Genomic DNA, 17,422 nt, shown 5'->3' with positions numbered 1-17,422 from the left:
TGTTATATTAAGTGGCAAAAACTTCGATGAAAGTCAAACAGCAACGTACCCCGAAGTTTAAAGTGCAAGCATACACACGTTGTGAGCGCTGCGGACGTCCGCATTCAGTGCTTCGCAAGTTCAAAATTTGTCGGATTTGTTTCCGCGAATTAGCACACAAAGGTCAGATTCCAGGCGTGAAAAAAGCAAGCTGGTAATCACCCTATTTTCGGGAAGGAGGTTTACACAAAATGGTCATGTCAGATCCAATTGCAGATATGCTAACACGCATTCGTAATGCGAACATCGTACGTCATGAGACAGTTGAAATCCCAGCTTCAAAAGTGAAGAGGGAAATCGCTGAAATCCTTAAAAAAGAAGGATTTATCCGTGATGCTGAGTACGTTCAAGATAGCAAACAAGGTATCATTCGTTTGTTCCTGAAATATGGTTCAAACAATGAGCGTGTTATCTCTGGTTTGAAAAGAATTTCGAAACCAGGTCTACGCGTTTATACAAAATCACAAGAAGTCCCTCGTGTTCTGGGCGGTTTAGGGATTGCCATCATCTCCACGTCTCAAGGAGTTATGACGGATAAAGATGCTCGTCAATCCAAAGCTGGCGGAGAGGTTATCTGCTACGTTTGGTAATACAATTGTAATTGAATGGAGGTGCAAACATGTCTCGTATTGGTCGTAAACCAATCACCATTCCAAGTGGTGTAAATGTAACACTAGACAATACTCAAATCACGGTTAGTGGACCTAAAGGTTCCCTGTCTCGTGTACTTCATACTGATATGAAAGTAAACGTTCTGGATAACGAGATTTCCGTTGAGCGTCCTTCCGATAACAAGCTCCACCGTTCCCTGCATGGTACAACACGTAGTGTTGTTGCCAACATGGTAAGTGGTGTTACGGAAGGGTTCACGAAATCGTTGGATCTAGTAGGCGTTGGTTACCGTGCAAACAAAAGCGGTGACAAATTAGTTCTTAACGTTGGGTACTCCCATCCAGTTGAGATCAATCCTGAGAACGGTATTGAATTTGATGTTCCTACGAACACCAAAATCATCGTTAGAGGTATTGATAAAGAGCTAGTTGGCGCAATGGCAGCGAAAGTTCGTTCCGTACGTGAACCAGAGCCGTATAAAGGTAAAGGTATTAAGTATGAAGGCGAACGTATTCTTCGTAAAGAAGGTAAAGCTGGTAAGAAGAAATAAGATCGAAAGATCGCGGGTAATAGCTAAGAGTTTTCTGATGAAAACTTGCTACGTAAGCATAAGCCTCGCATCATAAGATGATGAAAGGAGTGTAAGTATAGATGATTACTAAAAGCGATAAAAATAAAGCTCGTCTGAAAAGACACCTTCGTGTTCGTAAGAAAATTGAAGGTACAACTCTTCGCCCACGTTTGAACATTTTCCGTTCATCCAAACATATGTACGCTCAACTTATCGATGATACAACTGGTGTAACAATCGTTGCAGCATCGACTCAAGATAAAGAGCTTAAAAGTGAAATTGGTAACGGTGGTAACGTTGAAGCTGCTCGTAAAGTTGGCGCATTAATCGCGGCACGTGCGAAAGAAAAAGGTGTAGAACAAGTGGTTTTTGACCGCGGTGGATACCTTTATCATGGACGTGTTCAAGCATTAGCTGACGCAGCTCGTGAAGCTGGACTTGAATTCTAAGAAATAGTTTAATAAGGAGGTAAAAGACTTGCGTGTAGATCCTAATACTTTAGAGCTAACAGAAAAAGTTGTAAATATTAATCGCGTAGCTAAAGTAGTAAAAGGCGGACGTCGTTTCAGCTTCAGCGCACTTGTTGTCGTTGGCGATGGCAATGGCTGGGTTGGTGCAGGAATCGGTAAAGCTTCCGAAGTTCCAGATGCAATCCGCAAAGGCATCGAAGATGCGAAAAAGAACTTGATTCACGTTCCAATCGTAGGCACTTCGATTCCTCACCTTGTTACTGGTAAATTTGGCGCAGGACGCGTTCTATTGAAACCAGCATCCCAAGGTACAGGAGTTATCGCTGGCGGACCAGTTCGTGCAGTACTTGAACTTGCTGGTGTAGGCGATATCTTAACAAAATCCCTAGGTTCATCGAACTCCATGAACATGGTTAACGCAACGCTTGAAGGCTTAAGCCGTTTGAAAAAAGCGGAAGAAGTTGCAAAGCTACGTGGAAAATCAGTTCAAGAGCTATTAGGTTAGGAGGGGTAAACATGGCTAAACAATTACAGGTTACCCTAAAACGCAGCTTGATCGGCCGTCCTGAGACGCAACGCGTTACTGTGAAAACACTTGGTCTTCGTAAGTTGAACCAAACTGTTCTTCATCAAGATAATGCTGCAATCAGAGGCATGGTTAATCAAGTAAGCCATTTGGTAGAAGTTAAAGAAATCGAAGCATAGAATTACGAATTTAAGATCTAGAGGAGGTGTGCAACGATGAAGTTACATGAGCTAAGTTCTGCTACTGGCGCTCGTAAAACACCTAAGCGTGTTGGACGTGGAACAAGTAGTGGTATGGGTAAAACATCATCTCGCGGACATAAAGGTCAAAACGCTCGTTCCGGTGGAGGCGTTCGTCCTGGATTTGAGGGTGGACAAAACCCATTGTACCGTCGTTTACCTAAACGTGGATTCACGAACCGTTTCCGTACGGAGTACGCGATCGTTAATCTTGAAGACTTGAACAGTTTCGCAGCTGGTACTGAAGTTACTCCAGAAGTATTAATGGAGACTGGTATTGTTAAAGCTCCTAAAGACGGCATTAAGATTTTAGGAAACGGTGAAATCACAGTAAAATTAACCGTTAAAGCGAACAAGTTCTCTCAATCAGCGATTGAGAAAATCCAAGCTGCCGGCGGTCAAACCGAGGTGATTTAATGTTCAATACCATAGCCAACATCTTCAAAGTAGAAGATTTACGCAGAAGGATTCTCTTCACGCTTATCTTGCTAATCGTCTACCGTTTGGGTGCCTTTATTCCGGTCCCAAACATTAATACAGATGTTCTGAAACTTCAAGATCAAGCGAATCAGAGCGATGTCTTTGGTTTGCTTAACACGTTCTCCGGCGGTGCGCTCTTCCAATTCTCCATCTTCGCGATGGGAATTATGCCTTATATCACGGCTTCGATCATTGTTCAGCTTTTGTCCATGGATGTTATACCGCGCTTTGCGCAGTGGGCAAAAGAAGGAGATGTAGGAAGAAAGAAAATGACGCAGGTGACTCGTTACGGTACGATCGTTCTAGGGTTGATTCAAGCCTTCGGATTATCAATTGGCTTTAACCGCCTATACAGTGGTTTGGTTATTGATGCTGGGTTTACAACTTTCGCACTAATCGCTATCGTGTTGACAGCTGGTACAGCTTTCTTGATGTGGCTAGGTGAGCAAATCACGGAATACGGTATTGGTAACGGTATTTCCATTATCATCTTTGCTGGTATCGTTTCAGCGATTCCAACAAGCATACAACAAATCTATAAATCACTCTTTGCAACCGAGGGAGCCCTGTTCCTGAACATTGTGAAACTAATCATTATCGCGTTAGTTGTTATCCTGATTATTGCTGGCGTTATATTCGTACAACAAGGTGTTCGTAAGATACCTGTACAATATGCAAAGCGAGTAGTTGGTCGTAAAATGTATGGTGGGCAAACAACACACATTCCACTTAAAGTGAATGCTGCTGGTGTTATCCCTGTAATCTTCGCATTATCACTTTTGATGTTTCCTCCAACCATTGCAAGTTACTGGAGAGGGAATGTAGTCGCAGAATGGATTATTAACAACCTGAGTATTAACCAAACTGCACCATTAGCGATTGTACTGTATGTACTGCTGATTATCGGTTTCACCTACTTCTACACCTTCGTACAAATTAATCCTGTTCAAATGGCTGATCAGATGAAGAAGAATGGCGGATACATACCAGGTATCAGACCAGGTAAAACGACTTCAACTTATCTGACACGCGTAATGACTAGAATTACTCTTTCTGGAGCTTTGTTCCTATCCGCAATTTCGATTCTTCCAATGTTATTTGGAGGACTTGCTGGATTGCCTAGTTCGGTTCAAATAGGTGGTACATCTTTACTTATCGTAGTAGGCGTTGGTCTTGAGACAATGAAGCAAATCGAGAGCCAATTGATTAAGCGTCATTACAAAGGGTTCATCAATAAATAGCTAATAGGTACTGATGGGGCAAGTTCTGCGACATCGGCACCTATTGTGCTGTTCGTAATGCCGAGTGCGATGGGGAGGTTTTAATTGTGAACGTAATATTTATGGGGCCTCCTGGTGCAGGCAAAGGTACGCAAGCAGAGAAAATCGTTTCGGAGTTTCAAATTCCTCATATTTCAACTGGCGATGCATTCCGTGCAGCCATGAGCCAAGGAACACCAATGGGTATCGAAGCTAAGGGATATGTAGATAAGGGACTTCTTGTTCCTGATGAAATTACGAATGGTATTGTGAGAGAGCGTCTTGCTCAGCCGGATTGCGATAAAGGATTTTTGTTAGATGGGTTTCCTAGAACGGTAGCTCAAGCTGATGCATTGTCTGATATCGTTGATTCACTTGGTAAGAAGATTGAGGTCGTAATCAATCTAGCTGTTGATCGCAGTTATCTGTTAGCACGACTAACTGGCCGAAGAATTTGTAAATCCTGTGGTTCTACGTATCATGTCATCTTCAACCCACCTCAGCAAGAAGGCGTATGCGATAAATGTTCCGGTGAGTTGTACCAACGATCTGATGATACGGAAGAGAAAGTCGGAACACGTTTGGATGAATACATCAACAAAACGGCTCCGCTTCTGGATTACTACCAAAAGAGGGAATTATTGCGTGAGGTTAACGGGGAACAAGACATTCATGCGGTAACCGAACAAATTAGCTCACTGCTACGAGGTCTAGCGTAATGATCATTTGTAAGTCCGAGGTTGAACTAGACCTAATGCGAGAAGCAGGTCGTATCGTAGCCGAAACGCACCGCTTATTGGCAAGGGCGATTCGTCCGAACATTACAACGAAAGAACTTGATCAGATCGCAGAGGAATTCATTCGCAGTCAGGGAGCAATTCCATCTTTCAAAGGTTACAATGGTTTTCCTGGGAGCATTTGTGCTTCAGTCAACGAAGAATTAGTTCATGGTATTCCTGGTCCAAGAAAGCTAGTTGAGGGCGACATTATCTCTATTGATATTGGTGCTCAATATAAAGGTTATCATGGAGATTCTGCTTGGACATATCCAGTTGGTGAAATTTCTGACACAGCTCAGCGTTTGTTGACCGTTACAGAAGAGTCACTCTACCGAGGTATTGCACAAGCTAAACCGGATGCTAGACTCTACACGTTGTCGCATGCAATCCAAACTTGTATTGAAGACGCAGGCTTCTCCGTGGTTATAGAGTATGTCGGTCATGGTATTGGAACGGATCTTCACGAAGAACCACAAATTCCGAACTATGGTATACCTGACAAGGGTCCTCGACTCAAACCAGGCATGGTCTTAGCCATTGAACCCATGGTGGTTGTTGGCGAAAGATTCGTCCAAACACTCGAAGACGATTGGACCGTAGTCACTTCAGATCGTACCCTATGTGCTCATTTCGAACATACGGTTGCCATAACGGCAGCTGGTTATGAAATACTAACTTTGCCTAGATCGTAGGTGAATTGAGTGGATAGCAAGATTCCGCAAGTGGGTCAAATCGTAAAGGTGCTTCGCGGTAGAGATCCCGGAGAATATGCGGTCGTGATTCGTATTGAAGATCATCGTTTTGTCTGGCTTGCCGATGGCGATCATCGTAAATTCGATCAACCGAAGAAGAAGAACCTGAATCATCTTCATTTACAAGAAACGATCAGCAGTGAAGTAGCGTCAAGCATTAGGGAAACAGGTCGTGTGACTAATGGGAAATTGCGCTTTGCAATCGCCAAATTCGTTGAACTTATGCAAGTTGAAGCACAAGAGAAAGGAGAATGACTGTGGCCAAAGAAGATGTAATTGAAGTAGAAGGTACAGTGATTGAACCTCTTCCGAATGCAATGTTTAAAGTTGAATTGGAAAATGGTCATAAAATCCTAGCCCATGTTTCAGGAAAGATCAGAATGCATTTTATTCGCATTTTGCCTGGAGATAAGGTTACCGTAGAATTATCGCCTTATGATTTGACGAGAGGCCGTATAACCTACCGTTTCAAATAAATGTTCGGCTTAGAAGTAATACTCTCTCAAGGCGTATGCTTACGAAGCAAGTTTTCTAACGAAAACGCAACATGGTTGCTTACGATAAAAAGGAGGGCTTAAAATGAAAGTAAGACCGTCTGTAAAACCGATTTGTGAGAAATGTAAAGTAATTCGCCGTAAAGGCAATGTAATGGTTATTTGCGAAAACCCTAAGCACAAACAAAAACAAGGTTAAAAGGAGGTGCATCTGTAGATGGCACGTTTAGCTGGAGTTGACTTACCTCGTGACAAACGAGTTGTAATTGCGTTGACTTACATTTTCGGTATTGGTAACACTACTGCTCAAAAAATCATTGAGTCCACTGGAATCAATGGAAGCACTCGCGTTCGCGACCTTACGGAAGATGAAGTGAGCAAAATCCGTGATGTAATTGACAAAACCCTTAAAGTAGAAGGCGATCTTCGTCGTGAGATTTCCCTTAACATCAAACGTCTAATCGAAATCGGATCCTACCGTGGTCTTCGTCACCGCCGTGGTCTTCCTGTTCGTGGTCAACGTACTAAAACTAACGCTCGTACACGTAAAGGTCCTCGTCGTACAGTAGCTAATAAGAAGAAATAATAAAGGGGGTTAGAGCTAATGGCAAAACCTAAAAAAGTCGTCCGTACGAAACGTCGTGACCGGAAAAATATTGAGAGCGGTGTAGCACACATCCGTTCAACATTTAACAACACGATCGTTACGATCACGGATCCGCATGGTAACGCAATTTCTTGGGCAAGTTCAGGAAACCTTGGATTCAAAGGTTCCCGTAAAAGTACTCCTTTCGCAGCACAAATGGCAGCTGAGAAAGCAGCTAAAGCAGCAATGGAGCATGGCTTGAAAACTGTTGAAGTTATGGTTAAAGGTCCAGGCGCTGGCCGCGAAGCAGCAATCCGCTCTTTGCAAGCAGCAGGTCTTGAAGTAAACCTGATTAAAGACGTGACGCCGGTTCCTCATAATGGCTGCCGTCCTCCAAAACGTCGTCGCGTATAATTCAGGATCACTTTGTAGTATAATTATTTCAAATCCGTGAATAATGGATTGAAGGATAGGCATACTATGAAATTTAGTGGCGGAGTATCCAGAGGGAACCGACGTATTGAATGGAGGGTACATTTCATGATCGAAATCGAAAAGCCAAAAATAGAAACTGTAGCATTAAGTGAAGATGGCGCTTATGGTAGGTTTATCATTGAACCATTGGAGCGTGGCTACGGTACAACCTTAGGAAACTCACTACGTCGTATCTTACTGTCCTCTTTACCGGGGGCAGCAGTAACCTCTGTCCAAATCGATGGCGTTTTGCACGAATTTTCAACGATTCCAGGTGTGCTTGAGGATGTTACGGAAATTATCCTTAATCTCAAAGGTTTGTCGTTGAAGATTCACTCCGATGAGGAGAAAGTGCTAGAAATTGATGCTGAAGGAGAAGGTAATATTACAGCGGCTGATATCCGCGGTGATAGTGATGTTGAAATCCTTAACCCGGATTTACACATCGCTACCTTGTCTCCAGATGCACGTCTTCACATGAGGATTCATGCGGGCAGAGGGCGCGGTTACGTCCAGTCAGACAAAAATAAGCATGAAGAACAGCCAATTGGTGTTATTCCAATTGATTCAATCTACACGCCTATTACTCGGGTAAACTACGCAATTGAGAATACTCGCGTCGGTCAAGTGACTAACTATGATAAGTTGACTCTCGAAGTGTGGACCGATGGAAGTATTCGTCCAGAAGAAGCAGTAAGCTTGGGCGCGAAAATCTTAACAGAACATTTGCTCTTATTCGTTGGTTTGACGGACGAAGCAAAAGACGCTGAGATCATGGTTGAAAAAGAAGAAGATAAGAAAGAAAAAGTTCTTGAGATGACGATCGAAGAATTAGATCTTTCCGTTCGTTCTTACAACTGTCTCAAACGTGCTGGGATTAATACCGTACAAGAGCTGATTACCAAAACAGAAGAAGACATGATGAAAGTTCGGAACTTAGGTCGCAAATCCCTTGAAGAAGTTCAAGAGAAGCTCGAAGAGCTGGGTTTAGGTCTACGTACTGAGGAATAGTCTTGTCAGAAGGAGGTTAACTCAATGAACTACAGAAAATTGAACCGCGATTCCAGTAATCGTAAAGCATTATTTCGTGATCTGGTAACGGATCTGTTCATACATGAGCGCATTCAAACAACAGAAGCAAAAGCTAAAGAAATTCGTTCAATCGCTGAGAAGTTAATTACTCTTGCGAAACGCGGAGATCTTCACGCACGCCGTCAGGTTGCTGCTTTTGTTCGTAGAGAAGCTGCTAACGAAAATCAAGATGCGATTCAAAAACTATTCTCTGATTTGGCTACTCGTTATTCCGAGCGTCCAGGCGGATACACACGTATCCTTAAACTGGGACCACGCCGCGGTGACGCAGCACCAATGGTTTACCTAGAGCTAGTAGATCGCGCATAGAAGACGGATGGGAAAGGGTGGACGGAATCTACTTAGATTCTGGTGAAGCCCTTTTTTTGCAGTCTTGGATCGCATTCTAGTGGATTGAGGTGCATAGCACCTCCGGCTAGGTAGGAAGGATGACTCATGGAGGAACAAGCCTTGAGAAATCTACGTTTTACCATAAGCTATGATGGGTCATCGTATTCTGGCTTTCAGATACAGCCTAGATCCGACACGGTACAATACCGTTTAGAGCAGGCCGTTTTCTTGTTGACAGGTGAGACGGTGAAAGTCATTTCTTCAGGGCGTACAGATGCCGGTGTTCACGCGAAGGCGCAGGTTATTAATTTTACAACAAGTTCTAAGATTCCAGTAGAACGTTGGTGTTTAGCTCTAAATGCTAGACTACCCAGGGACATCGTCGCACATACCGCTGAAGAAGTTCTCCCTACTTTTCACTCTCGCAAAGCCGCGAAACGTAAAACTTATTGTTATACAATTCGTTCGGCGCGCTTCCCTGATGTCTTTCACCGCAACTTCGAGTATCATCACCCCACGCATTTAAATGTGGAAGCCATGAGAGAGGCGCTCCCTTGCTTGCTAGGTGAGCATGATTTTACTTCGTTTTGCACAGTGAGAACGGATAAGGAAATCAAAGTGAGGACCTTATATGAGGTACGTATGGAGACGGAATCGGATGAGTTGCTGGCGACAGGTAAAGTAGAACGTATCCGGTTAATCATAACGGGAAATGGTTTTCTTTATAACATGGTCAGGATCATCGTAGGGACGCTAATTCAGATCGGTGAGGGTAAGAGACCACCTAGCGATATGCAGCGTGTTCTCGAGGCCAGAGATCGTTCTCAAGCGGGGCCTACAGCTGAAGCCATGGGATTGACCTTGTGGAAAGTCGACTATTAAAAAGTTGTCATCACTACTTGATTATTAAGACTTTATCGTGTAAAATATAACTTGGCGTTTGGCGATCGGCTACCCCACAGCCCCTGATCACAAATGACCATAACTATCCATCGCTTATGAATAAATGACAACTATAACTTATGTATTTCAGATATATTTTTAGGAGGATTAAGCATGCGCACCACATATATGGCTAAGCCAAATGAAGTAGAGCGTAAATGGTACATTGTTGACGCTGCAGGCCAAACACTTGGCCGTCTTGCAAGTGAAGTTGCTAGCATTATCCGCGGTAAGCACAAACCGGAGTTCACTCCACACGTAGATACTGGTGATTTCGTTGTTGTTATCAATGCTTCCCAAATTAAGCTTACTGGTAAGAAAATGCAAAACAAAATGTACTACCGTCACTCTTTGTACCAAGGTGGTTTGAAAGTGACTTCCGCTCAAGACTTGCTTAACAGCAAGCCTGATCGTATGATCGAGTTCGCAGTTCATGGTATGCTTCCTAAGAACCGTCTTGGCGACAGCTTGAAAACTAAGCTTAAAGTCTACGGTGGAGCAGAGCACCCGCACACAGCACAACAACCAGAAGTTTGGAATCTTCGCGGTTAATATAAGGAGGAACGTTTCGTGGCACAAGTTCAATATTATGGAACGGGTCGTCGTAAGCATTCGGTAGCGCGTGTGCGCTTAGTACCGGGCGAAGGACGCATCATCATCAATAAACGTGATCTAGATGAGTATTTCGGTCTAGAAACATTGAAGCTAATCGTTAAACAACCACTTGCACTAACTGAAACTATCGGTCAATACGATGTTCTTGTTCTTGCAAATGGTGGTGGAATCAGCGGACAAGCTGGCGCAATTCGTCACGGTATTTCCCGTGCATTGTTGAAAGCTGATCCGGAATACCGTGGATCCTTGAAAAAAGCTGGATTCCTAACACGTGATTCCCGTATGAAAGAGCGTAAAAAATACGGATTGAAAGCAGCACGTCGTGCTCCTCAATTCTCCAAACGTTAAGATATGGTGCCTCCGGCACGCAAGAAAACCTTTTCCGCCTTTGGCAGGAAAGGTTTTCTTTTATTATACGGACTTAAATTCGGGATCAGCATATATCTGTATGGAGGCAACGAAAGTTAATACCAAAATGATAAAAAGTCATTGACACCTTGCAGAAGTCAGATATAATAAATATAAATCATACAATATCAGTCGGGATTATCGACTATTGGAGGAATCGGACGATGAATCTATTTGAGAAAGAAGCATTTGTAACGAAAGCTGCGGAAGAATTCGAGAATCAATCGCCTGAAGCCTTATTGCAACTTGCCGTAGAGACGTTCGGAAGTTTGACCTTAGCTTGTAGCTTTGGAGCTGAAGATGTCGTGTTGGTCGATATGCTCCAAAAAGTTAATCCTAACGTTGATATTTTTTATTTAGATACAAATGTACATTTTGAAGAAACATACGAAACGAAAGACAGACTTGAGCAACACTATGGTATGAAGTTCATTCAAGTATTGCCTAAACTTACACTGGATGAGCAGGCTGAGAAATTCGGGGATGAGCTTTGGAAGATTGATGCGAATCAATGTTGTAACATTCGTAAAGTTGACCCGCTTACTGAGATCCTTGGTAAATACGATGCCTGGATTACAGGGATTCGCCGCGATCAAGCACCTACACGTGCAAATGCTAAGAAAGTGGAGTATGATGTGAAATTTGGCTTGATCAAATTCAATCCTTTAGCTAATTGGACATCAGAAGATGTATGGCAATACATTCGCGACAATGATGTTATTTACAATCCATTGCATGATCGTAATTATCCAAGTATCGGATGTTCGCACTGCACACGCCCAGTCGCTGAAGGTGAAGATCCACGTGCTGGACGCTGGGCGACTATTGAGAAGACGGAATGTGGTCTACACAAGTAAAGTTGAAAGTCAGGTATATTTGTCCACCCTGTCCCATATAGATGTTACAGAGTCTATAGGGGAACAGAGGTGGATTTTTTATGCGCAAAAGGAAGAAAAGGTTGGTGGTATGGCTAACCTTTCACAGCGGTCTGAAGCTAATGCTTTCAGCGATGCTGGTTGCATTGGTTGTCTTTATTTATGCGTACGAGCTCCCTACAACGAAGACATGGTCAGACTGGACGTTACCTTTATCGGGCAAGACCATTGCGCTAGACGCCGGTCATGGGGGGCCAGATGGTGGAGCAGAGAGCAAGGACGGTATCATTGAGAAGGATATTAATTTAGCTATTACTTTGCGATTGCGTGATTACTTACAACAGGCCGGTGCGATCGTAGTTTTAACAAGAGAAACGGATACTGATCTAGCGGAGTCAGGTACGAAAGGTTATAGCAAACGCAAAACGCAAGATCTTCATAACCGTGCGGATTTGATTGAAAATAATAATGCCGATATGTTTTTAAGTATACATTTGAACAGTATTCCGTCTGAGAAATGGAGGGGCGCACAAACGTTCTACTATTTGAATAACCCTGATAATCCTAACCTAGCGGCGCTCATTCAATCAGAGCTTAAGCGCAATTTAGAGAATACCGATCGTGTCGCTAAACCAGCTGATAAGACGGTGTATCTATTGAAAACGCTGAAAATCCCAAGCGCACTTGTTGAAGTAGGCTTCCTCTCAAACCCAGAAGAGGCTAAGTTATTAGCGGATGAGAACTATCAGAAGATGTTGGCAGCTTCAGTGTATCAAGGAATTTTGAGATATTATGCAGGTGAAAAAGTGGGTTCTGCTTCATAATGTGTTATAATGAAAGCCGCGAATACAATGTCCCAATAAAGGTGTGATGTGGCTATGGTACATAAAGATCAAATTCTAGAAGCGTTGAATAAGCTGATTGATCCCCAGTTTAACAAAAGTGTAGTGGAATTAAATTTGATTCGTGATGTAATGGTGAAGGAAGATGCGGTATCCTTAAGTTTGCTCGTATTATCCGAAGATGAAGGGTATAAGGAGCAAGCCAAAGCATTCATTCAACAATCTTTAGCTAATATAGGAGTACCTCAAGTTCATATCCGATTTAGGTTGTTGACGGAGCATGAACGGAGTCATTTGGAAGGGGCTTCACATTCGTCGGATGCCAATCCTCAGAAGCATGTTCAACCTCCAATTCAGCAGCCGATTCTTGGACAATCCTCTACGGTTGAGTTTATCGCTGTAGCGAGTGGGAAAGGTGGCGTTGGTAAATCAACAGTCACAGTTAATCTAGCAGTCGCCCTGGCTCGTAAGGGGAAAAAGGTAGGGATTATCGATGCGGATATATATGGATTCAGTATTCCAGATATGATGGGGATTGAAGAACAGCCGCAGCTCGTAGAAAACGTGATTATTCCTGTTGAGAAATTCGGAGTCAAAGTGATATCAATGGGTTTCTTTGTCCAAGACAATGCGCCTGTTGTATGGCGTGGGCCGATGTTAGGCAAAATGCTTCGCAATTTCTTCAATGAAGTAAATTGGGGAGATGTGGAATACATCCTCCTAGATCTTCCTCCAGGTACGGGAGATGTCGCATTAGATGTGCATCAACTCATTCCGCAAAGTAAAGAAATCATTGTAACGACTCCACATGCTACTGCGGCATTCGTAGCTGCTAGAGCGGGGGCGATGGCCATTCAAACGAATCATGAGATTTTGGGTATCGTTGAGAACATGTCCTACTATGAGAGCAAAGATGGCAGCATTGAGCACATTTTTGGTAGAGGTGGAGGAGCTAAGCTTGCTGAAGATCTTCATAGTGAGCTGTTAGCGCAAATTCCATTAGGGGCTCCTGATAATCATATTTCTGAAAAGGATTACTCGCCATCGGTGTATAAGGCAGAATCCAAAGCGGGGAAAATCTACTTAGAGATAGCGGATCGAATGATTGCGAAGTTGGATAAATAGCACAAAAAGGAAGAGGAAGCAGAGAGTGTCTGCCAACTCTTCCTTTTTTGTTTAAGAATCAGAACCTCCGTCTTTCTTTTCACCCTGTTTCTCGGAGTCCCCAGAAGACTCTTCCTTCTGCTTGTCATCTCCGCCTTCTTCTTTTTTATCCCCTTCTTTTGCTTTATCATCACTTTTTTCGGTGCTCTTTGCGGAAGGCATTTGCTCAGGTTTGCTTTGTTGGGCAATTGCCGATTTAAGTAATTCAACCATTTGTGCTCTGAACAGTGGACTTTGAATGGATTCTTCCATGACAGTCATCATTTGTTGGCGATAGGGAGCTGTTTTCATGACATCCAGAACCATTTTCTCGTAATCCGGATTCTTCATAACATCTATGAGTGATTTCTGATAGGTAGGGTCTTTGAGTAATTCCTTGAACATCTGTTTGGTTTCTTTCTGAATCGCCGTAGCGAAATCCCCAGCAAATTTAGGATCCTTCATCATATCGGTCAAAAACATATTATTTTCCTTGGCAGTCAGTACATCTTTGACGGCCATTTGAAGCTGGAGGGACTCATTGGCTGAAAGTAGCTTGATTTGCGATTGGCCAGCAACGCTATTAGCCCCTACATCACCATTCATAATACTGCGATTTGCAGCACTTATTGCCTTCTTACCGTCATCGGACTTCAAAATATCGAGAATCATCGTCTTTTGCTCTTTGTACGTATTGGCTTGTGATTGGCCTTGAGACGAGTTATCTGTACCACATGAAGCTAGAAGAAAAGCCAAAGAAATAGCCGGTAGGACTTGAAGCTTTTTAAGTCTTGTCTTTAACATAACTACATGCTCCCTTCCCTGAACTTTAATGGTCTTAGTATGTGTGGTTAGGGTCAGAATATAAGGGGACAATATTGGCTTTTTATCGCAAAGGTTGGTACAATTAACAATTAGAGTTGATGTGTGGAGGTAATTAAACGTGACATTACGTAAATGGTTTCACTTATTTTGGACAACATTAGTATTAGGAATTGTAGTTTCAACAGGGGTTGGACTTATTCTTCAATTTTCAGACAAAGAATTTTCTGTAATGGGCTTATCAGCAGTTGGTTTTAATTTGGTCAATATGATTCTTGGTGGAGCTACGATAAGCGTGTTAAGTCAAATGGGCTTCTTCGCATATCTGATCGTAAGATTTATTGCGGTCGGTATCATACGTTCCAAAACAGTGTGGGATTTGCTGCAGCTTGCAGTTGTTATTGTTGTATTGTTCGACCTTGTCTACTTGAGAAAGACGAATTTCAACACTTCTGAATCGCTGATTGGATATTTCATCTTGCCAACATGCGTACTTGCGATATCTTTAGCAGTAAGCTATTGGAAGGTCAAAATGACGAATAAGAACGCATTTATTCCAACTTTATTTTTCATGACGGCAGTTACTGTGCTTGAGGCTGTACCGGCGTTAAAATTGGATAACTCAGCATCGAGTCTATTTATGTTGGCACCGTTATTCGTTTGTAATGCATGGCAGATTCTTACCTTACATAAAATATTGGATAACAAAAAGAGCTAATCAGATTAGCTCTTTTTTTCAAATCTATTCATAGATATTAATGAATTTGTTTCATGGCCTGATCTTCGACAGGGGTTGTTTCCACTTGAGTTTGCTTGATGAGCTCACTCACGCTTACGAACTGATAGCCCTTCGCTCGTAGTTGTTGGATGATGGCAGGTAGAGCCTCGTGTGTTTGTTGAGAAGAGTCGCTAGCATGGAGAAGGACGATATCACCAGGATGTGCTTTACTTACTACGCGGTTTACAAGGGTGTCGACGCCTTTATTCAGCCAATCTTGAGAGTCTGTATCCCATTGAATGACTGAATAACCGAGATCATCAGCAATACGTAACACGCGCTTGTCAAAGTCGCCATTAGGCAGACGAATGAGGTTAGGTTCCTTTCCGATTAATTCTGTCAAAATGCCATGTGCAGTAGAAATTTCGTTTCGGATTTCCTCATCACTTAGATCGCTGTAGTTGTCGAACTTGTTTCCGTGGCTACCGATTTCGAATCCATAGCTTTTGATATGTGAGACAATATCGGGATGACTCTTACTCCAGGGGGAAGACAAGAAGAAGGTTGCATCCTTAACACCATTGTCTTTTAGGATTTTTAAAATCGGTTCAGCCCGAGTATCCCCCCAAGAAATATCAAAGGTTAGGGCGATGACTTTCTTTTCAGTCTGCACGCTGTAAATGGCCGAAGGCTCCGAGTTCATGAAGACAGAAACATTACTTTGTTCGGAATATACAATGGCCGCGGAGAAGATGATGGCGAGAGCAATGAATAAATATTGCTTGAATTTGCGTGCGTTGATTACAAAAAAGTAATTCATAAACAGCTTGTACCTCCTTTATGTCAAGCTTTGGATAAGCTTGTATAACCTTTAGTAAATAATGTATGCTCGTACACAAGGTACTTATGCTTCCGAAATTGGAGGAATTACAAAATGAATTTTTCCGCGTTGCTTAGACATTTTAAAGAAATGAAGCATTACTTTATTGTGGTTGTTCTTGTATTTGGTTTTAGCTTGTACATGGGATGGGCAAATTCCGAGCAATTTTCGCATTTCCTGGAGGAGCAATTAAAGGGGCTTCAACCCATGATTAAAACGATAAACGCGAAGGACAATCCGCAGGTGTGGCTATTTATCTTTATCTTTTTAAATAATGCGATTAAGTCGGTTCTTATCGTTTATTGTGGAATTTTACTAGGTGTGTTACCGCTCTTTATGTTAATCGCTAATGGAATGATCCTGGGGTATGTACTGTCTTTACAGACGCACGAAAGTACATTCTCCATCGTTCTTAAAGGAATATTGCCGCATGGTATCATTGAGATTCCTGTTATATTACTCGCGTGTGCGTATGGATTGAAGATAGGAATGTTAGTCTGGAAAATGGCTATACAGCTGCTCGTACCAGCAGAGAAAAGAAGTGCTCGAATTGAATTGGTTCGTATATTTCAATTAACCAAACCGCTAAGTATTGCAATCGTTGTCCTTCTTTTGATAGCAGCAATTATTGAAAGCACACTTACCTACTGGTTGGTGCATTTGTAAAATATTTTCAATCCCTCGTCATAAAATTGGCAAAATCTGAGCATAACAATAAGGCGGAAATGAGAAGGGGTGAATAGCTCCTACATGTCTGTCTAACGAACTGTTAGTGCCATGAATCTCTACAGTCGAGAGGGGTTTGGATGGATGTATGCTCGGATTTTTGTTCAATGAGAGAGAATGCAGAGAATTAGATTATGTATTGCGCAAAGAATTAGACGAAATGCTTTTCGATCTCAATGACAAGAGAATTGATCAAGAGATAAAGGGCGCTATAGAATCCAGATATAAAGTTATCTTCAGAATGTATGCTCGCTTAGCGACACCGAAGGAAATATCGAAGTACGCAAGAAACCGTAATTATCAAGCTCAAAAAAAATAGGGGGTAAGCGCTTGACTTACCCTCTCCATCTATGTTATTTTATAACTCGTCACTTCGGAACTAAGTGAGTGAGCCTAATTGAAAAGATGTTCACATAAATCTTTTTGAAAAAAAGACTTGCAATCTTCGATTCGACTGTGGTATATTGAAAAAGTCGCCGCTAAACGGATGGCGATGAAGAAGAAAGAAATTGATCTTTGAAAACTGAACAACGAGTGAGTAAGCACAGTCGAGTAATCGACTATAAATGAGATTAATAATCTCGCTAGCTTCAAATGAGCAAATTAAGCTTTTTCAAATAGGACGAGCAATCGTCCACTATTATGGAGAGTTTGATCCTGGCTCAGGACGAACGCTGGCGGCGTGCCTAATACATGCAAGTCGAGCGGGTTTATCCTTCGGGGTAAGCTAGCGGCGGACGGGTGAGTA

General features: G+C 42.5%; 28 protein-coding genes and 1 rRNA gene. 27 read left to right on the top strand and 2 right to left on the bottom strand.

Going from position 1 to position 17,422, the window contains the following annotated elements:
* The first annotated feature begins 11 nt into the window (after positions 1–11).
* The 23 genes from AC58PV_RS33500 (at position 12) to salA (ending at position 13,510) form a co-directional block, all read left to right on the top strand.
* A complete protein-coding gene (locus AC58PV_RS33500; protein WP_029196455.1) occupies positions 12–197 on the top strand; it encodes a type Z 30S ribosomal protein S14 in 186 nt (61 codons plus the stop codon).
* Between the two features lie 33 nt (positions 198–230).
* Positions 231–629: a 30S ribosomal protein S8 gene (gene rpsH / locus AC58PV_RS33495; RefSeq protein ID WP_028557481.1), complete on the top strand. Its 399-nt coding sequence runs from the start codon at positions 231–233 to the stop codon at positions 627–629.
* A 29-nt stretch (positions 630–658) separates the two neighbouring features.
* A complete protein-coding gene (gene rplF / locus AC58PV_RS33490; protein ID WP_497437342.1) occupies positions 659–1,201 on the top strand; it encodes a 50S ribosomal protein L6 in 543 nt (180 codons plus the stop codon).
* A 101-nt stretch (positions 1,202–1,302) separates the two neighbouring features.
* Positions 1,303–1,671 carry a 50S ribosomal protein L18 gene (gene rplR / locus AC58PV_RS33485; RefSeq protein ID WP_497260051.1) on the top strand — a complete coding sequence of 123 codons (369 nt, stop codon included), beginning with the start codon at positions 1,303–1,305 and terminating at the stop codon, positions 1,669–1,671.
* A gap of 28 nt (positions 1,672–1,699) precedes the next feature.
* Positions 1,700–2,197: a 30S ribosomal protein S5 gene (gene rpsE, locus AC58PV_RS33480; protein ID WP_028557478.1), complete on the top strand. Its 498-nt coding sequence runs from the start codon at positions 1,700–1,702 to the stop codon at positions 2,195–2,197.
* A gap of 11 nt (positions 2,198–2,208) precedes the next feature.
* Positions 2,209–2,397: a 50S ribosomal protein L30 gene (gene rpmD / locus AC58PV_RS33475; RefSeq protein WP_028557477.1), complete on the top strand. Its 189-nt coding sequence runs from the start codon at positions 2,209–2,211 to the stop codon at positions 2,395–2,397.
* Positions 2,398–2,433: 36 nt separating this feature from the next.
* Entirely contained in the window at positions 2,434–2,874 is a 441-nt protein-coding gene (gene rplO, locus AC58PV_RS33470) for a 50S ribosomal protein L15 (protein WP_497437340.1), read from the top strand.
* On the top strand, positions 2,874–4,178 hold the full coding sequence (secY, locus tag AC58PV_RS33465; RefSeq protein WP_497437338.1) for a preprotein translocase subunit SecY: 1,305 nt from the start codon (positions 2,874–2,876) through the stop codon (positions 4,176–4,178). Before rplO ends, secY begins: the two co-directional genes overlap by 1 nt.
* Before the next feature lie 86 nt (positions 4,179–4,264).
* Positions 4,265–4,915: an adenylate kinase gene (locus AC58PV_RS33460; RefSeq protein WP_068661885.1), complete on the top strand. Its 651-nt coding sequence runs from the start codon at positions 4,265–4,267 to the stop codon at positions 4,913–4,915.
* Positions 4,915–5,667, top strand: a complete 753-nt coding sequence (gene map / locus AC58PV_RS33455; RefSeq protein WP_497437337.1) for a type I methionyl aminopeptidase — start codon at positions 4,915–4,917, stop codon at positions 5,665–5,667. Before AC58PV_RS33460 ends, map begins: the two co-directional genes overlap by 1 nt.
* Before the next feature lie 9 nt (positions 5,668–5,676).
* Positions 5,677–5,982 carry a KOW motif-containing protein gene (locus AC58PV_RS33450; protein ID WP_441991593.1) on the top strand — a complete coding sequence of 102 codons (306 nt, stop codon included), beginning with the start codon at positions 5,677–5,679 and terminating at the stop codon, positions 5,980–5,982.
* Positions 5,983–5,984: 2 nt separating this feature from the next.
* A complete protein-coding gene (gene infA / locus AC58PV_RS33445; RefSeq protein ID WP_009676800.1) occupies positions 5,985–6,203 on the top strand; it encodes a translation initiation factor IF-1 in 219 nt (72 codons plus the stop codon).
* A gap of 103 nt (positions 6,204–6,306) precedes the next feature.
* Positions 6,307–6,420, top strand: coding sequence for a 50S ribosomal protein L36 (gene rpmJ / locus AC58PV_RS33440; protein WP_003333770.1), 114 nt, complete (start codon positions 6,307–6,309; stop codon positions 6,418–6,420).
* An 18-nt stretch (positions 6,421–6,438) separates the two neighbouring features.
* The gene (rpsM, locus tag AC58PV_RS33435; RefSeq protein ID WP_497437336.1) at positions 6,439–6,807 is read left to right on the top strand and encodes a 30S ribosomal protein S13; all 369 of its coding nucleotides are present in this window, start codon (positions 6,439–6,441) and stop codon (positions 6,805–6,807) included.
* Between the two features lie 18 nt (positions 6,808–6,825).
* Positions 6,826–7,221 (top strand): 30S ribosomal protein S11, encoded by a 396-nt coding sequence (rpsK, locus tag AC58PV_RS33430; RefSeq protein WP_028557470.1) that lies wholly within the window; start codon positions 6,826–6,828, stop codon positions 7,219–7,221.
* 126 nt (positions 7,222–7,347) lie between these two features.
* The gene (locus tag AC58PV_RS33425; RefSeq protein ID WP_056618255.1) at positions 7,348–8,292 is read left to right on the top strand and encodes a DNA-directed RNA polymerase subunit alpha; all 945 of its coding nucleotides are present in this window, start codon (positions 7,348–7,350) and stop codon (positions 8,290–8,292) included.
* A gap of 24 nt (positions 8,293–8,316) precedes the next feature.
* Entirely contained in the window at positions 8,317–8,682 is a 366-nt protein-coding gene (rplQ, locus tag AC58PV_RS33420; RefSeq protein WP_057304263.1) for a 50S ribosomal protein L17, read from the top strand.
* Positions 8,683–8,823: 141 nt separating this feature from the next.
* Positions 8,824–9,585 (top strand): tRNA pseudouridine(38-40) synthase TruA, encoded by a 762-nt coding sequence (truA, locus tag AC58PV_RS33415; RefSeq protein ID WP_497437335.1) that lies wholly within the window; start codon positions 8,824–8,826, stop codon positions 9,583–9,585.
* A 174-nt stretch (positions 9,586–9,759) separates the two neighbouring features.
* Complete coding sequence (gene rplM, locus AC58PV_RS33410; RefSeq protein WP_057313445.1) at positions 9,760–10,197, top strand: 50S ribosomal protein L13; 438 nt, start codon at positions 9,760–9,762, stop codon at positions 10,195–10,197.
* Between the two features lie 18 nt (positions 10,198–10,215).
* The gene (gene rpsI / locus AC58PV_RS33405) at positions 10,216–10,608 is read left to right on the top strand and encodes a 30S ribosomal protein S9 (RefSeq protein WP_057313444.1); all 393 of its coding nucleotides are present in this window, start codon (positions 10,216–10,218) and stop codon (positions 10,606–10,608) included.
* A 224-nt stretch (positions 10,609–10,832) separates the two neighbouring features.
* Entirely contained in the window at positions 10,833–11,525 is a 693-nt protein-coding gene (locus AC58PV_RS33400) for a phosphoadenylyl-sulfate reductase (protein ID WP_497437333.1), read from the top strand.
* A gap of 80 nt (positions 11,526–11,605) precedes the next feature.
* Positions 11,606–12,367, top strand: coding sequence for an N-acetylmuramoyl-L-alanine amidase CwlD (cwlD, locus tag AC58PV_RS33395; RefSeq protein WP_497437332.1), 762 nt, complete (start codon positions 11,606–11,608; stop codon positions 12,365–12,367).
* A 54-nt stretch (positions 12,368–12,421) separates the two neighbouring features.
* On the top strand, positions 12,422–13,510 hold the full coding sequence (gene salA, locus AC58PV_RS33390) for an iron-sulfur carrier protein/transcriptional regulator SalA (RefSeq protein ID WP_497437331.1): 1,089 nt from the start codon (positions 12,422–12,424) through the stop codon (positions 13,508–13,510).
* Positions 13,511–13,561: 51 nt separating this feature from the next.
* Here salA and gerD read toward each other — a convergent pair whose 3' ends face one another.
* Positions 13,562–14,332 (bottom strand): spore germination lipoprotein GerD, encoded by a 771-nt coding sequence (gene gerD, locus AC58PV_RS33385; RefSeq protein ID WP_497437329.1) that lies wholly within the window; start codon positions 14,330–14,332, stop codon positions 13,562–13,564.
* A 139-nt stretch (positions 14,333–14,471) separates the two neighbouring features.
* Here gerD and AC58PV_RS33380 point away from each other — a divergent pair, with 139 nt between their 5' ends.
* Positions 14,472–15,068, top strand: a complete 597-nt coding sequence (locus AC58PV_RS33380) for a KinB-signaling pathway activation protein (protein WP_497437328.1) — start codon at positions 14,472–14,474, stop codon at positions 15,066–15,068.
* Positions 15,069–15,105: 37 nt separating this feature from the next.
* On the opposite strand, the gene pdaB is transcribed toward AC58PV_RS33380, so the two are convergent.
* Positions 15,106–15,888 carry a polysaccharide deacetylase family sporulation protein PdaB gene (pdaB, locus tag AC58PV_RS33375; protein WP_057313438.1) on the bottom strand — a complete coding sequence of 261 codons (783 nt, stop codon included), beginning with the start codon at positions 15,886–15,888 and terminating at the stop codon, positions 15,106–15,108.
* Between the two features lie 114 nt (positions 15,889–16,002).
* On the opposite strand from pdaB, the gene AC58PV_RS33370 reads away from it, so the two are divergent.
* The 3 genes from AC58PV_RS33370 to AC58PV_RS33360 form a co-directional block, all read left to right on the top strand.
* Positions 16,003–16,614 carry a stage II sporulation protein M gene (locus tag AC58PV_RS33370; protein ID WP_497437327.1) on the top strand — a complete coding sequence of 204 codons (612 nt, stop codon included), beginning with the start codon at positions 16,003–16,005 and terminating at the stop codon, positions 16,612–16,614.
* A 148-nt stretch (positions 16,615–16,762) separates the two neighbouring features.
* On the top strand, positions 16,763–16,993 hold the full coding sequence (locus AC58PV_RS33365; RefSeq protein WP_056618222.1) for a hypothetical protein: 231 nt from the start codon (positions 16,763–16,765) through the stop codon (positions 16,991–16,993).
* Between the two features lie 320 nt (positions 16,994–17,313).
* Positions 17,314–17,422: ribosomal RNA gene (locus AC58PV_RS33360) — 16S ribosomal RNA — on the top strand; the annotation flags it as partial.

It is taken from the genome of Paenibacillus sp. J22FR83 (assembly GCF_059691955.1).
This window is presented reverse-complemented; position numbering and strand designations above follow the sequence as displayed.

Excerpts from the sequence above, each read along its gene's own strand:
- rpsH (WP_028557481.1), top strand. The coding sequence starts at position 231 with ATGGTCATGTCAGATCCAATTGCAGATATGCTAACACGCATTCGTAAT.
- rplF (WP_497437342.1), top strand. The coding sequence starts at position 659 with ATGTCTCGTATTGGTCGTAAACCAATCACCATTCCAAGTGGTGTAAAT.
- rplR (WP_497260051.1), top strand. The coding sequence starts at position 1,303 with ATGATTACTAAAAGCGATAAAAATAAAGCTCGTCTGAAAAGACACCTT.
- rpmD (WP_028557477.1), top strand. The coding sequence starts at position 2,209 with ATGGCTAAACAATTACAGGTTACCCTAAAACGCAGCTTGATCGGCCGT.
- rplO (WP_497437340.1), top strand. The coding sequence starts at position 2,434 with ATGAAGTTACATGAGCTAAGTTCTGCTACTGGCGCTCGTAAAACACCT.
- secY (WP_497437338.1), top strand. The coding sequence starts at position 2,874 with ATGTTCAATACCATAGCCAACATCTTCAAAGTAGAAGATTTACGCAGA.
- map (WP_497437337.1), top strand. The coding sequence starts at position 4,915 with ATGATCATTTGTAAGTCCGAGGTTGAACTAGACCTAATGCGAGAAGCA.
- rpmJ (WP_003333770.1), top strand. The coding sequence starts at position 6,307 with ATGAAAGTAAGACCGTCTGTAAAACCGATTTGTGAGAAATGTAAAGTA.
- rpsM (WP_497437336.1), top strand. The coding sequence starts at position 6,439 with ATGGCACGTTTAGCTGGAGTTGACTTACCTCGTGACAAACGAGTTGTA.
- rpsK (WP_028557470.1), top strand. The coding sequence starts at position 6,826 with ATGGCAAAACCTAAAAAAGTCGTCCGTACGAAACGTCGTGACCGGAAA.
- AC58PV_RS33425 (WP_056618255.1), top strand. The coding sequence starts at position 7,348 with ATGATCGAAATCGAAAAGCCAAAAATAGAAACTGTAGCATTAAGTGAA.
- rplQ (WP_057304263.1), top strand. The coding sequence starts at position 8,317 with ATGAACTACAGAAAATTGAACCGCGATTCCAGTAATCGTAAAGCATTA.
- rplM (WP_057313445.1), top strand. The coding sequence starts at position 9,760 with ATGCGCACCACATATATGGCTAAGCCAAATGAAGTAGAGCGTAAATGG.
- AC58PV_RS33400 (WP_497437333.1), top strand. The coding sequence starts at position 10,833 with ATGAATCTATTTGAGAAAGAAGCATTTGTAACGAAAGCTGCGGAAGAA.
- cwlD (WP_497437332.1), top strand. The coding sequence starts at position 11,606 with ATGCGCAAAAGGAAGAAAAGGTTGGTGGTATGGCTAACCTTTCACAGC.
- salA (WP_497437331.1), top strand. The coding sequence starts at position 12,422 with ATGGTACATAAAGATCAAATTCTAGAAGCGTTGAATAAGCTGATTGAT.
- gerD (WP_497437329.1), bottom strand. The coding sequence starts at position 14,332 with ATGTTAAAGACAAGACTTAAAAAGCTTCAAGTCCTACCGGCTATTTCT.
- pdaB (WP_057313438.1), bottom strand. The coding sequence starts at position 15,888 with ATGAATTACTTTTTTGTAATCAACGCACGCAAATTCAAGCAATATTTA.
- AC58PV_RS33370 (WP_497437327.1), top strand. The coding sequence starts at position 16,003 with ATGAATTTTTCCGCGTTGCTTAGACATTTTAAAGAAATGAAGCATTAC.
- AC58PV_RS33365 (WP_056618222.1), top strand. The coding sequence starts at position 16,763 with ATGCTCGGATTTTTGTTCAATGAGAGAGAATGCAGAGAATTAGATTAT.